At 65.3% G+C, this 14,400-nt stretch carries 8 protein-coding genes; all 8 read right to left on the bottom strand.

Annotated elements, in window-relative coordinates:
- Nucleotide 1 precedes the first annotated feature (1 nt).
- A complete protein-coding gene (locus FBX97_RS02160) occupies nt 2-1,756 on the bottom strand; it encodes a triacylglycerol lipase (RefSeq protein ID WP_141828608.1) in 1,755 nt (584 codons plus the stop codon).
- An 18-nt stretch (nt 1,757-1,774) separates the two neighbouring features.
- Nucleotides 1,775-4,525 carry a type VI secretion system Vgr family protein gene (locus FBX97_RS02155; RefSeq protein ID WP_141828607.1) on the bottom strand — a complete coding sequence of 917 codons (2,751 nt, stop codon included), beginning with the start codon at nt 4,523-4,525 and terminating at the stop codon, nt 1,775-1,777.
- 290 nt (nt 4,526-4,815) lie between these two features.
- Nucleotides 4,816-5,403 (bottom strand): hypothetical protein, encoded by a 588-nt coding sequence (locus FBX97_RS02150; RefSeq protein WP_255517255.1) that lies wholly within the window; start codon nt 5,401-5,403, stop codon nt 4,816-4,818.
- Between the two features lie 34 nt (nt 5,404-5,437).
- Complete coding sequence (locus FBX97_RS02145; protein ID WP_141828605.1) at nt 5,438-6,214, bottom strand: EAL domain-containing protein; 777 nt, start codon at nt 6,212-6,214, stop codon at nt 5,438-5,440.
- 78 nt (nt 6,215-6,292) lie between these two features.
- Nucleotides 6,293-7,036 carry a response regulator gene (locus FBX97_RS02140; RefSeq protein ID WP_141828604.1) on the bottom strand — a complete coding sequence of 248 codons (744 nt, stop codon included), beginning with the start codon at nt 7,034-7,036 and terminating at the stop codon, nt 6,293-6,295.
- Between the two features lie 17 nt (nt 7,037-7,053).
- A complete protein-coding gene (locus FBX97_RS02135) occupies nt 7,054-11,325 on the bottom strand; it encodes a two-component regulator propeller domain-containing protein (RefSeq protein WP_141828603.1) in 4,272 nt (1,423 codons plus the stop codon).
- Nucleotides 11,322-12,494 carry a patatin-like phospholipase family protein gene (locus tag FBX97_RS02130; protein WP_255517254.1) on the bottom strand — a complete coding sequence of 391 codons (1,173 nt, stop codon included), beginning with the start codon at nt 12,492-12,494 and terminating at the stop codon, nt 11,322-11,324. The genes FBX97_RS02135 and FBX97_RS02130 overlap by 4 nt, the downstream gene beginning before the upstream one ends.
- 60 nt (nt 12,495-12,554) lie before the next feature.
- Nucleotides 12,555-14,354 (bottom strand): gamma-glutamyltransferase, encoded by a 1,800-nt coding sequence (gene ggt, locus FBX97_RS02125; RefSeq protein ID WP_141828602.1) that lies wholly within the window; start codon nt 14,352-14,354, stop codon nt 12,555-12,557.
- Nucleotides 14,355-14,400 lie beyond the last annotated feature (46 nt).

Genomic DNA, 14,400 nt, shown 5'->3' with positions numbered 1-14,400 from the left:
ATCATTTCCACGTTGCACTCTGGGCAATCCGTATGATGCTGTACAAGGTCGATGCGATTGCCCGCGGATCTTGGTAGCTTCCTTGATGTTCGTAACCAGTCTGGCGGAACACTCCCCTGAATATGCCACTATTCAGTTGATAGTCGGCGGATCTGGCGGGTACGGTTTGGTCACCTGGTGATGAGGCTGGCAGAATAGTGGCGTGGATCGGAGCGGGCATGTCATCGTTATCTCTAACCGGTCGAAGCGCCTTATTATTAGGGCTGAGGGGATCCCAACGAACCAATCCAAGTTTTCCTTGTCGGGTATCGCTTAAGATCGACCAGTTCTGCCAACCAGTAGGGTCGGCACAATTCTTGTCAATCTCCCATATAACCTCACCGAAACTTTTCCTTTTTCGGTCGGCTCCATAATGTGCGTAGCTGTTTGGATGAAATGTGTTGGCGATGTTTTGATGGAAACTCTGGGCACGATTTAGATAATTGCATGTTCGTTTAAATGTTCCGCCCCCATCTCTTGCCTGCATTCCAGAAGGATTGATCCATTCCTCACGAAAGAGTGCATACCATGCGCCGCGCACCTTATAGATTTCACCATACGGATCACCCTGCTTTGGCCAAGACTCCAAATCACGGCCGTTATACATGACGCGCAACCAGCCGTTGCCATAGGACTCCGTGGGCAATAACTCCATTCCACCCTGCGCATTCGCCAGGACCGCCGTCACTTCGTCGCCATGGTTGCCAGCCACCTTTGCAGTAAGGCTATCTTTCGGACTTCTAAGCAGGCCTGGATCCTCGAACCCCGCTCTCATGCGGCTATAGGCGGCTGGGGCACCAATAGCAGGCATTACGCCATGGACAATACCTAAGACCTTATCCTGCAAGTTCCCGTATTTTGGGTGAATTAGAGCCCGACCAACCAATCCTCCCATAGAATGGGTCACGACGATAACCTGATTGCATTCATAGCCAGACTGGTTCAAGTCATCGATTACTTTCTTGATTCGGACGGCTATTATTCTGGCGCTATCACCGTTGGACTGCAGCCAGTTATAGCCAAATGCATACACGGCAAACCAGCAACCGGTAGCAACCTTCTTTAGCTCATCTTCGGTCAATGCCTGCTGTGGCAGCTTTGGATCAAGGCCCCAGACAACCGGATCTACCCCAACGACATCGCGCCACTCCTGCCGTATCTTGCTTTCGAAAAAAGTATTATTGAGGCGCATCTCGAGATGTTGCAACAACGCCCCGTAGCTTTTGAAAAAAACTTCGCCCCAGCCCCGCTCTCGCGCCTTTTGTACGGCAGTACGCCTATTCTTTGCGGTTGGCGGGTCATCGGTGAGTAACGGAGAACGAAAATTCTTGTCGAGACTCACATTGCCGTGTCGACCGTCAGCGCTGATTTCGGAAGGCCCGGCCGGATCATAAATATCAACCGTGGTCTGTAAAGGGTCTAATCGCAGTTGACGTTCGGACGGTTTTTCATTCGCAGCGCTACTGATGTTCCCAGGGCCAAGGGTATCGGGCCGCCAAGCGATATTGTCATTCCTACGCGTTTCTTGTTGCCGCTGCACACTAATGCGGAGATTTGATCCCATGATCCCCGGCAGAAAAATTATCGGCAGCACCCGCTTGGGTAGAAACCTAGCGCACTGAGGTTTCTTGTCCTGCTTTGGTGTCGCAAACCCTTCCGCTTTTCGCGCTGTGCTGTTGTTATGTTGTGCGGGTAATGGGTGCTCAGCGGTCGTCATCGTATTTATCCTTTAAAGTTAGTCTTCAAGTACTTCGATGCTGTAGCGCGCAAAAGGAATGGTGCTGGTAAAACGTTCGGTAAACCCGTTGGCATCAGTACTGCCCTCAAAGATCCGTCCTTCTTCGGTAGTTATACGGTAGCGTTGATTCTTCATGGGCTCATCCGTGCCCACCCAACGCAGAACGGTCTGCTGGTCATGGTCGAATTTGCTCACTGGCGACTTTGCAGCGGTTGGGCTGCCACCACCTGGGCCGACATGTGCGAACTTCGACGATTTGATCGAATGTTCACCGCTGCTCTGCTGTGTGATGGTTCCACCACCGATCTCCACTTGAGCACCTTGCGCCACGAAGCGCAGCTTGGGTGCCTGCAGCACGATTTCGTCAGTGGCGGTCAAGACGATGCGTTTGGAGGAAGTGACTTCGATGTCGTCAGTATGGGTCTGCAATTCCAGTTTGCCGCTGGCAGCGATGAGCTTGATGCCAAGGCGATGGGCGAACAGGCTGATATTTTCCGATGCACGCGCCAGCAATTTCCGCCCGACAGAGAGCTGGGTATTGCCGATGCTGACCATGTCGAGATGCGTTTGCGCGCCGATCGCAATGTTGTCCTGGCTCGTGACCGCAACACCCGCAGGTGCAGACAGCGCCACCACAGGTTGGCCGCCAGTACCCGCAGCTTTCTTTTCTGTATTGCTGCCGAACTCCCAATCCTTCAAATAACCGATCAGTTGTTTGAGTTCCTTGTCATCGGTGTCGCCCGCGTAATGTGTCGAAGCCAGCTCGGCCAGTTGCTGTTGTACGCCTTGCAGCGCTTCGACTAAACCCGTCAGCTCCGCGCGGTCAAGCTGTTTGTCGCTGGCACGCTGACGCGCAGCAGCGCTGATGAGCACACCTTGCGCGCCGCGCACTGCTACAGCATGGTCGCTGCGCAGTTCCGCCCCTTCGCCGCGTGCTTCTCCTCTGCCCTCGTTACGTGGGTGGGTAAGCCACCCGAGATTCAGTTCGCTATGTCCGTGCTGGGAAGACAGCTGCGCATTGATCTGTCCCGGTGTGTCGTCCAGGCGCAGCTGGTTGTAGCGGGTACCCTGCACTTCTTTGCTCTTGATGCCGGCTAGGTACTTGTTACCCGGGAGTGTCCCGGTATGGCTAAAAGAAGGCGGCGGCGCCGTGCCGCCATAGACCCGGGCCACGATGATCGGCTTGTCAGGGTCGCCTCCCAAAAAATCGATCATGACTTCGTCCCCGACTCGCGGCAACATAATGGTCCCCCATTGATTGCTGGCCCATGTGCTGGCCACGCGTACCCAGGCAGAATCGCGGTCGCTATCGCTGGCGCCGGCATCCTGCGCATGGCGATGGTCTTCTGCCCTGGTGCCGGGAAAGCGCACCTTGACCCGGCCATGCTCGTCACAATGCACTTCTTCGCCAGGCGGGCCCACCACGAGGGCACTCTGCAGTTGTGGACGAGGCAGGTCGATGCGGGGATCAAAAGCGGGTACGATCGGGACACCGCGACGCACGCACGAGAAGCGATTCGTATAACGCATGCCACGTTCCGTGCTGGCTTGTCGCAATATGTTTGCAGGGGCGCCATCATCCCAGCGGTTGAGCGCAAACAGTCGCTGTATCCGCTCATCGAGCGTCTTGGGAAGATTGTTTTCCGCATCGACTTCCAGGCTCGTGACGACGAATTCGCGTTCTTTCTCAGGATGTAGATCGATTTCAGGATGGCCGCTCAAACCGATCCACTGCCCGACACACAGCGCACGTACACTGCCCTCGCCATGAAAGCACTTGGACTCGTACTCGAGCCGCTTCATGCGCAACTCGCCGAGATCCCGATAATCGTTACCATCCGCTCCCGCATGCGGCACATCCACCAAGTAGTCATCGAGACTAGCTGCCATCCGGTTGCCCATCGTACCTTGGTCGATGCAGGATGGAGTATTACCCGACGTTGGGCGGCCCTGCATGTAATCCCAACTCAAACGGCTGATCTGGCCCGGCGCCAGTTTGCGCACAGGACTCCACCCGAAAATGGTATCGCTGTGTTCGGTACCGTCATCCCGGTGATAGCGGATGGTGCCAGCCGCATTTTGCAACAACGTGAATGCGTCATCGAACAGTACCAAGGTATGGCCGGGCAGATCCTGGCTTTGTGTATGGCTGGCTTGACCGGGCCGTATGAACCACGCAATGCCACGCCGCTTCCATAACCGACGCAAGAAGTCGGCATCGGACTCGTTGTGCTGCATGGTGAATTCCCGCGCCGGGTAGTTACTGGTTACGGACGACCAGTCCACTTCGAAAGTTTTTGCCAGCACTGAATTGTTCCGACGCCATTCGTCCAGAATGACTTGCGTAATATCCAGTTCGTTCTGGCTGCGGAAGACACGGGTATTTGTGCGGTACGCGATCAGCGCCAACACGTCACGCACTACCAATTCATAGCTTGCGAGTCCACCGTCGCTCTGGCCTGCAGCAGCTTGTGCCACAATGCCGCACACGGCACGCAGATCGCCACGGTCAGTCACAAACTGGAGCTCGACCGGCAATGCGATAAACTCCTTTAACGCCAGATCAACTCTCGTTGATACGCAAAAAAGCCGGTATTCCAGCCCACCGCACAAAGTTTCACTACCGGTAACACGTTTGACCAACAAAACATCGTCGAGCACGCGTTGTTCTTGCCACAGCCGTAAATGGATGGGACGATTCGCCTCGGTCAAGCCAGACGATCCCTTGATTAAATCCTTGAGGTTCATTGGACACCGTAGTTTCGGCAATGGTGAAAACCAATGGTACGTAACCGCAGTGGCAATATCTTTGATACCGGGGTTCTCTTGCGTCAGGTCATTATTAGTTTGGTAGTCATGTATGGAAACTTCCACATGCTTTTTCTCCTACATCGTCAACATGGCAGATATCCGGGAAGGATTTATCGCATGTTAGCGGAGTACAGGTTCTAAGCTTGTCTCCGGAAGCTCAACCTAGGTGCCATCTGCGTGGAAGTGATTCCCGGCGGTGCCAGGCACGACGGTTCAGGTGTTATCGCCTACGGCGTCAAGCGCCGGAATTCCACCACCCACACCAGCGGATCGGCATCCCAGCTTCCCGGACCGTTGATCCCTTCCCACACCGCCCGGTAAGCCTGCACCGGGTCGCCGGCCGCCGGATCGCCGGCCGCCGGGTCCCCACCCGGCTCCACCCCTTCGCCCAGCGCATCGGCCAAGCTCACCGCCTGCAGCCGCTCGACGCGCACGGCGACGATCCCGAGCAGGATGCGGCTGGCTGCGCGCGGCATGAACAGGGCCGGACGGCTGTGCCAGGCGGGCGGGCCGGCGGCTCGCACCGCGTGCGCGTCGGCGCCGCCGCCATCCGCTTCATAGCGCCAGGCTAGCCCGCGCGACCGCGTGAGGTCGGTGAAGAACCACTCGGCGCGCCCCTTGGCGGCGTTGTGGCGGGTCTGCCAGTGGCCGAAGGCGGCGAAGCGTTCGCGCACCCACAGCAGGTCGCCCGGCTGTCCGAACGGATTGCGCAGCAGCGACAGGTCGGCACCGTCCGCCGGCTGCGGGCGCAGCGCGCGCCGGGTCTGGGTCTTGGTGCCGGCCAGCAGGGCCGCCACCATCGGTGCCGAAAACATGATCCCGCGCGCTGGCCGGGCGTCGGATCCGAATTCAGGCCCAGGCACTTGCATCGATCGCGGCGACCGCCTCCAGCGCCGGCTTGCCGAACAGGTAGCCCTGCATCAGGCGGATGCCGGCCGCGGCGAGGTAGTCGCGTTCGGCCGGGGTCTCGATGCCTTCGGCCAGCAGCTCGATGTCCATGCCGGCGCACATCGCCTGCACGCCTTTCAGGATCGCCTGGCGCGGCTTGCTGGTATCGATGCCGCGCACCAGGTGCATGTCGAGCTTGAGGATGTCGGGCTGGTAGTCGGACAGCAGTTCCAGCCCGGCGTAGCCGGCGCCGAAGTCGTCGATCGCGGTCGAGAAGCCCATCTCGTCGTAGGCGCGGATGATGCGCACCAGGTGGTCGCGGTTCTGGACCCGTTCGCCCTCGGTCACTTCGAAGATGATGTTCTCGACCGGGAAATCGCACTCGCGCGCTGCCGCCAGTGTCGAGCGGATGCAGGTGGCCGGGTGGTACACGGCATTCGGCAGGAAGTTGATGGAGATGCGGTCGCGGATGCCCAGGCGGGCGGCAGTGCGCACCGCGCCCACGCGGCAGGCCTGGTCGAACAGGTACAGGTTGTCGCGCGTGACGCGGCGCAGCACGGCGGCCGCGCCTTCGCCGTTCGGACCGCGCACCAGGGCTTCATGGGCGATGACCTTGCGCGCGCCGACGTCGACGATGGGCTGGAACGCGAAACGCAGTTCGAAGCCGAGCTTCTGCCCCTTGCGGCACTCGACGCACGCTTGTACGTTGTTCGGCGGAATTGACTGTACGGATAGCATGATGACGGCCCCGACCGTAAAGCCTCAGTATGCACCAATGGTAGGGACGACGGCGCCGTCTTGCGCCGTCCGCGCGGCTCAGTGCGCGGCGCCGCCGGCCGCCGCGGTCTGGCGCAGCACCGCGGCCAGGGCCGCGTCGAGCGCGCGTACTGCCCTGTCGACGCCGGGCGCGTCCGCGCCTTCGAGTGCCGCCAGGGCTTGCGCCGCGCCATGCAGGCCGAGCGTGGCGCAGCCTTCGCGCAGGCGCGCCAGCTGCGCGCGCGCCTGCGCGAGGGCTGCGCCCTGGCCGCCGGCCAGCAGCTGCGGGATGTCGGCAGCGGCGCCGGCCAGCTGGCGCTGCAGGCCGCCCAGATAGAGCAGCAGGCGGGCGTTGTCGATGCCGAGGCGGCGCGCGGTCGCCTGCGGGTCTTCCGCGGCGGGGGCGGCGTCGGACGGCGCAAGGCGTGCCAGGTGCTCGCCGACCCGGGCATGGTCGAAGGGCTTGACGATGTAGCCGTCGGCGCCGAGGCCGAGCGCCTGCTCCATGCTGGCGGCGTCGCCGGCGGCCGAGACCAGCACGAAGGGCAAGCCGGCAAAGCGGGCGTCGGCCCGGACCCGTGCCAGCAGTTCCATGCCCGACAGGCGCGGCATGCGCAGGTCGCAGAACACGATCGCGGGTGCGGCGCCGTCCAGCAGCCGGGTCCAGCCCTCCTCCCCATCCTCGGCTTCCAGCACGTCGAAGGCGCCGGCGCCGTCGACCAGGTGCATCAGCACCATGCGCGACACCACGTCGTCGTCGATGATCAGGACGCGCCTGGCATCTTCTTCAAAATATTGTTTCATGGCAAATTATAACGGGCTCATACGGTGCTGGCCTCGAAGCGTGCGAGCAGCGCCAGCAGCTGCGGCAGGCGCCGCCGCACGCTGTGGAGACGGCCGCCGTCGGCTTCGCGTTCGAGTTCGCCGCACAGTGCATGCAGGCCGTCCTCGCCCAGGTAGCCGGCGCTGCCGCGCATGCCGTGCAGCAGGCGCCCGGCGGCATCCAGGTCGCCGGCGCCGAGCGCCGCCTGCAACTCGGCGCGGCGGCGCGGCAGGTCGGCCGTGAAGGCGCTGCGCATCCGCTCGTGCAGGCCGGTCGGCGCAGGTGCCGGTGCTGGTGCGGGTGCCTCCGGCAGCGCCCCGGTGAACACCCCGAACATCGCATCCAGGTCGGCGGTGCTGGGCACCGGCGCGGCGCCTGCCGCAGGCGCAGGCGCACGCGCCTCGCGCGGCGGCATCGGCGCCAGCGGAATGCCGCGCTGCAGCTGGCGTTCGATCGCGCGCGTCAGGTAATAGTGCAGCTGGGTGTCGTCGATCGGCTTGGTAAGGAAGGCGTCCATGCCGCAGGCCAGGTAGCGCGAGCGGTCTTCCTCGCTGACGTTGGCGGTGAGCGCGACGATCATCAGGTGCTGGTCGATCACCGGCGCGTCGCGCGAGCCGCCCTCGCGGATCAGGCGGGTGGCGCTGGCGCCGTCCATCTCGGGCATGCGGCCGTCCATCAGGATCATGTCGTAGCGCGTGTGCGCGCAGGCCCGCACCGCCAGCAGGCCGTTGTCGACCACGTCGACCTGGTGGCCCAGCTCTTCCAGCATCATGCGCACGATGATCTGGTTGGTCGGGTAATCCTCGGCGCACAGCACGCGCAGGCGGTGCGTGTGCGGCTCACGCGGGGCATTGGACAGCACCGGCGGCGCCACGCCGTCGGCCAGCGGCAGCAGCACGTTGAAGGTGGAACCGGTGCCGGGCGTGCTGACGGCGCCGATGGTGCCGCCCATCAGGTCGACCAGCTGGCGGCAGATCGCCAGGCCCAGGCCGGTGCCGCCGTAGCGGCGGGTGGTGGTGGCGTCGGCCTGCTCGAACTGCTGGAACAGGCGCGGCAGCGCATCGGCGGCGATGCCGATGCCGGTGTCTTCCACCGAGAAGCGGATCATGTTGCGGCCGGCCGCATCCCACTGGTCTTCCTGGCGGCGCTCGACACGCACCGTGACCTGGCCGCTGTGGGTGAACTTGAAGGCATTGCCGACCAGGTTTACCAGGATCTGGCGCAGCCGGGTCGGATCGCCTTCCACGAAGCGCGGCAGGTCGGGATCGAGGTGCAGCGCGAAGCCGACGCTGTGGGCCCCGGCCTGCTCCTCGAACAGCGTGACCACCTGGCCGATGGTCTCGTCGAGCGCGAAGTCGATGTGCTCGATGGTCAGCTTGCCGGCCTCGATCTTGGAAAAGTCGAGCAGGTCGTTGATGATCGCCAGCAGCGACTCGGCGTTCGCCCGGCCGCGCAGGATCTGCTCGCGCGTGGACGCCTTCAATTGCCCGTCGCGCAGCGCGAAGCCGAGCATGCCGATCACGCCCGCCAGCGGGGTGCGCATCTCGTGGCTCATGTTGGCCAGGAATTCGGATTTCTGGCGCGTCGCATCCTCGGCGCGCTGCTTGGCCAGGTACAGGCCCTCCTCGTTTTCCTTGAGCGCGTTGTTGGCGCGCGCCAGCTCGTCGGTGCGGCGCCGGACCTGGCGCTGCTGCTCGCGCAGCTCCTCGGTCTGGCGCTCCAGCAGGCGGTTCTGCTGCTCGATCTTTTCGGTGCGCACGCCGACCTGGTGCTCGAGCAGGTCCTTCTGGCGGCGCAGGCCATCCAGGCGCACGCGGTAGGCGCCGTAGCCGATGCCGCCCACCAGCAGCGCGCACAGGCTGCGGAACCACCAGGTCTTCCAGTACGGCGGCAGGATGGTGATGTCGATGCTGGCGGCGGCGTCGCTCCACACGCCGTCCTTGTTGGCGGCGCGCACCTCGAAACTGTAGGTGCCCGGGTCGAGGTTGGTGTAGGTGGCGAAGCGCTTGCCGGCGTCGGCGCTGATCCATTCCTGGTCGAAGCCGGACAGGCGGTAGGCGAAGCGGTTGCGGCCGGGCGCGGCGAAGTGCAGCGCCGAGAATTCCAGCGAGAACACCGAGTCCGAGGCCGGCAGCGTGACCCCGCCGACGCGCTCGATCGGTCCCTGCAGCAGTCCGGGATGGGCCAGCTGCACCGGCTGGCCGAAGATCTGCAGCCCGGTGATCACGGCGCGCGGCGCGATCGAGTTGTCGTGCAGAGCGCGCGGGTTGAAGGCGGTGATGCCGTTGTTGCCGCCGAAGTACAGGGTGCCGTCCGGCGCGCGCAGGCTGGACGCGTCGAAGTAGGCGCCCTCGATGGTGCCGTCGGCCGAGTTGTAGTTGCGCCAGATGCCGCTGACCGGGTCCAGCCGCGACAGCCCGCTCGAGGTGCTGACCCACAGGAAGCCGTCGAGGTCTTCCTGCAGCGCGGCGACGGCGTCGTCTTCCATGCCCTCGCGCCGCGTGTAGCGCTGGAAGCGCGGGGTGCCGTCGGGCGCGATCACCATCTTGTTGAGGCCGACCGCGGTGCCGACCCACAGCGTGCCGTGGCGGTCTTCCAGCAGGTAGTGCACTTCGTCGTGGCTGAGGCTGGCCGCGTCGTTGGGGTCGTGGCGGAAATGGCGGAACCTGCCGCTGGCGCGGTCGAGCAGGTCGAGGCCGTCGAAGGTGCCGACCCACAGCCGGCCCTGGCGGTCTTCCAGCATCGGCCGCACCACGTTGTCGGCCAGGCTGGTGCTGGAGGCCGGGTCGTGCTGCCAGGTGGTGAGCGCGCCCCCGATGCCGCCGCTGCGCGGGTCCAGCCGGTGCAGGCCGCCGCGGGTGGCGATCCACAGCACGCCGTCGCGCGTGACCAGCAGGTTGCGCACGCTGTTGGCGTCGACGTCCTTCGACAGGCTGCGCCGCGCGATGCGCCCGCTGGCAGGATCGAGCCGCGCCAGGCCATTGCGGGCGCCGGCCCAGACCGCGCCGTCCGGCCCGAGCGCGACCGCGGTGGCCATGGCGTCGCCGGTGAGGCCGGCAGTCACGGGCGCCAGGCGCCAGGCCGTGTCCTCGCCGCTGGCCGGGTCGAAGCGGTGCAGCCCGCCGTTGGTGGCCAGCCACAGCTTGCCGGCGCCGTCGCCGACGATGCCGCGCACCTTGTTGTCTTCCAGCGCGATCGGCGAATCGGCGCCGCGCACGATGCGCGCGAAGCCGCCGCTGCCCATGTCGGCGCGCGACACGCCGCCGTACCAGGTGCCGACCCAGAAGGTGCCGACGCGGTCGGCGTACAGCGCCGAGACCTGGTTGTCGCCCAGGCTGTAGCTGTCGGTGATGCGGTGCGGATGGTGGGCGAAGGTGCCGGCCTCGGGCTGCCAGCGGTACAGGCCGCGGTCGTGCGAACCGACCCAGATCTGGCGCCCGGCGTCCTGGTACAGCACGCTGATCTCGCCGGCCGGCATGCCCTCCCCCAGGCCGAAGCGGTGCAGTTCGCCCGACTGGCCCAGCGGCAGGCGCTCCAGGCCGCCCATACTGCCGACCCACAGGTGCTGGCCGGGGTCGACCAGCAGCGCCTGGATCACGTCGTAGGCGCCGCCCTGCGGCGACGGGTGGTGGCGGAAATGGGCGTGGTCCGGCCCCAGGCTGTCCAGTCCCAGCGACGATCCGATCCACAGGCGTCCCCTGGCGTCGAGCGCCAGCGAGGTCAGTTTGTCCGATGCCAGGCTGTCGGCCACGCCCGGCACGTGGTGCCAGATCGTGAAGCGGCCGCTGTTGATGTCGAAATGCTGCAGACCGTCGGCGGTGGCCAGCCACAGGCCGTCCTTGCCGTCGTCGAGGATGGCGCGGATGTGGCGGTTGCCGTTGCCGCGCTTGGCCGGCTCGTTCGGCTGGAAATGGGTGAACGAACCGGTGCTGGGCTCGAAGCGGTCGAGGCCGCCGTCGGTGCCGATCCACAGCCGGCCCTTGCGGTCGACGTAGAGCACGCGCACCCAGTTGTTGATCAGCGTCCTGGGGTCGCCGATGACGTTGCGGTAGCTGGTAAAACGGTAGCCGTCGTAGCGCGACAGGCCGGACTGGGTGCCGAACCACATGAAGCCTTCCGAATCCTGCACGATCGCCAGCACCGATTCCTGGAGCAGCCCGTTTTCGACCGACAGGTGCTCGAAACGCAGGGTCGGGGCCGGGGCCGCCATGCCGGGGGTGGCCAGCACCAGCAGCAATGCCAGCGTGGCGAAAAGAAAGCGCCGGATCATGCGAAGAACTCCAGGACGTCGTCGCGCCGGGCGTGGGTGTCTTCCCGCCCCAGCGCCATCAGTTCGCGCGTGTAGCCCGGCTCGAACAGCAGATAGGAGGCAAGCGCGGCGCCGCGCGCCTCGGTGGCGCCGATCCCGGCCAGCAGCGTGCGCACCGGCCCCGGCAGGTCGTGGGTATGGCGGGCGGCGATGTCGTCCAGGCGCTCGGACGGGGCGATCACCAGCAGCGCCACCGGGCGCAGCGGGGTGCGCGCCAGCAGCTCGCGCGGCAGCATCGCCAGGGTCTGGTTGACACGGTTCAGGCGCTCGATGTCGGCCGCCAGGCTGTCGAGGAAGATCGAGGACAGCGCATGCCCGGCGATCTGCGCCAGGCTGGGATAGCGCACGCGTGCGCTGTCCACGGTGCGGTCTTCCGATTCGCTCATGCGCCCGGCGCCGACCACCAGCACCCGCGTCGCGCCGAGGTGGATCGCCGGCGAGATCGGCGCCAGCTGGCGCATCGAGCCGTCGCCGCAGTATTCGAGACGCCCGTCCAGGTACAGCGGCACCGCCGGAAAGATGAAGGGCAGCGCGCTCGACGCCAGCAGGTGCTCGACGCCGATCTGGTCGGCCAGCGCGACCCGCTGGTGGCGCCGCCACGGCTCGACCGGGCGCGCGCTCTGGTAAAAGGTGACGTGGTTGCCGCCGCTGTAGGACGAGGCGGTGACGGCCAGCGCATCCAGGTGCCCGGCCTCGAGCGCGGCATCCAGGCGCGGCAGGTCGAGCATGCGGTGCAGCAGGCCGGCCAGCGGCGTGTTGTCGAGCAGGGAATTGGGTGGCGCCGCATGCCAGCTGCGCAGCAGCCAGCCCAAGGACAGCAGCGACAGCCAGCGCGCCCCGGAACGCAGCACCGCGATCGAATCGGCGCGGTAGACCTGGTGCACGGCGATATCGTGCCAGATGGCGCACAGGCCGTCGACGGCATCGCCGAAATCGTCGGCACGGCAGGCCAGGCCGGTGGCATTGATGGCGCCGGCCGAAGTGCCGCACACGACCGCGAACGGATTGCGCGTGGCCGGCCAGCCCGCCTCCGCCAGGATGCGGGAAATCGCCTGCAAGACCCCGGCCTGGTAGGCCGCCCGGGCACCGCCTCCACTAAGGATCAGCCCGGTTTTATGCGCAATATCCACACGGCAAGGTTAGCAAACAATGCTGTGCTTGCGGTGAATAAATAGCCTTTTACTAATTAATTAGTCTCCTTTTGCGACACCTTCGCGCCGCGGATCGGCGCCACCGAACCACAGCGGCACGCCATGGATCTCGATCCGCTGCACGCCCTGCAGCCCGGAAGTCTGCTCGCCGATGCTGATGCCGTGCCCGCGCGCCTTCAGTTCGGCGATCTCGGCCGCCGGGAAGCGTCCCTTCTCCAGCTCGGTCGGGCCGTTGCGGCTGCCGAAGTTCGGCAGCGCGATCGCCTCCTGCATGTTCAGGCCCCAGTCGAGGGTGCCGACCAGCACCTTGGCCACGTAGTTGATGATCAGCGGGCCGCCCGGCGAGCCGACCGCTTCGACGAAGCGCCCGGTCTTGCGGTCGAACACGATGGTCGGGCTCATCGCGCTGCGCGGCCGCTTGCCGGCTTCGACGCGGTTGGCGATCGGGCCCTGGGCATCGCGCGAATCGAAGGAAAAGTCGGTCAGCTGGTTGTTCAGGATGAAGCCGTCGACCATCTGGCGCGAGCCGAAGGCATCCTCGACGCTGGTGGTCATCGACAGGCCGGCGCCGTATTCGTCGACCGCCACGACGTGCGAGGTCGAATGGGCCTCGATCGAATTGTCCAGGCCCCAGTTCCAGGCCATTTCCACGCCCGGCGGATTGCCGGCCGGCGCCTTGCCCATCGAGCGTTCCTTGACCAGCGCCGCGCGCCGGCTCAGGTAATGCTTGTCGAGCAGCGCCGGCAGGCCGCGGCCCGGCAGCGGCACGAAATCGGTATCGGCGGCGTAGCGGTCGCGGTCGGCATAGGCCAGGCGCCCCACTTCCGAGAACACGTGCACGGCTTCGGTGCCGGGGATGCCGTTGGTCGGCGCCAGCGACTTCATGTCGCGCGTCTCGAACATGCCGAGCATCTGCGCCACCGCGATGCCGCCCGAGGACGGCGGCGGCATGCCGCACACGGTCCAGGCGCGGTAATCGTTGCAGACCGGTTCGCGCAGCTTCGGCTGATAGGCCGCGATGTCGGCCGCGGTGAGCAGGCCCGGATTGGTCGGGTGGCCCTTGACCTTGGCTTCGATGTCGCGCGCGATGCGGCCCTTGTAGAACACGTCGGCGCCGCCCGCGGCGATCTCGCGCAGGGTCTTCGCCAGTTCCGGATTCTTCAGCACGTGGCCGACCGGCCACGGCTTGCCGTCGGGCGCAAAGAAATAGGCGCGCGCGGTCGGGTCCTTGCCGATGTAGGGGTCGCCGGCCAGCAGGCTGTTCAGGCGCGGGCTGACCTTGAAGCCGTTCTCGGACAGGCGGATGGCCGGCTCGAACAGCGTCTTCCAGGCCAGCTTGCCATGCTGGCGGTGCGCCAGCTCGAGCATGCGCAGCACGCCCGGGGCGCCGGTCGAGCGGCCGCCGACGATGCCTTCGGCGCGCGACAGCGGCGTGCCGTCGGGGCGCTGGAACAGGTGCTCGTCGGCTTTCGAGGGCGCGGTCTCGCGGCCGTCGAAAGCCTGCACCTTCTTGCCGTCGTAGTACACCAGGAAGGCGCCGCCGCCGATGCCCGACGATTGCGGCTCGACCAGGGTCAGCACCAGCTGGGTGGCGATGGCAGCGTCGATCGCCGTCCCGCCTTTCTTCAGCATCTCGTAGCCCGCTTCGACGGCCAGCGGATTGGCCGCCGCCACCATGTTCTTGCGCGCGGCCCAGCCGGCCTTCTCGTGCCAGCCGCTGGCGGCTTCGGGGGCCTTTTGCAGGGCCTGGGCGGCGTCCTGGGCAAAGGCGGCGCCACCGGCAAGGGTGGCAAAGGCAGCGCCGAGGGACAAGGCGAGGACGGGCAACTTCAGGGTCATAAGGATTCTCCGGTCATGAAAACGACGCGCGCGGCCTGAGCCGCGC

The organism is Herbaspirillum sp. SJZ107 (assembly GCF_006715485.1).
Taxonomy (GTDB): Bacteria; Pseudomonadota; Gammaproteobacteria; order Burkholderiales; family Burkholderiaceae_D; genus Telluria.
The sequence above is the reverse complement of the archived record's forward strand: the minus strand, read 5'-3'. Positions and strand labels throughout refer to the sequence as shown.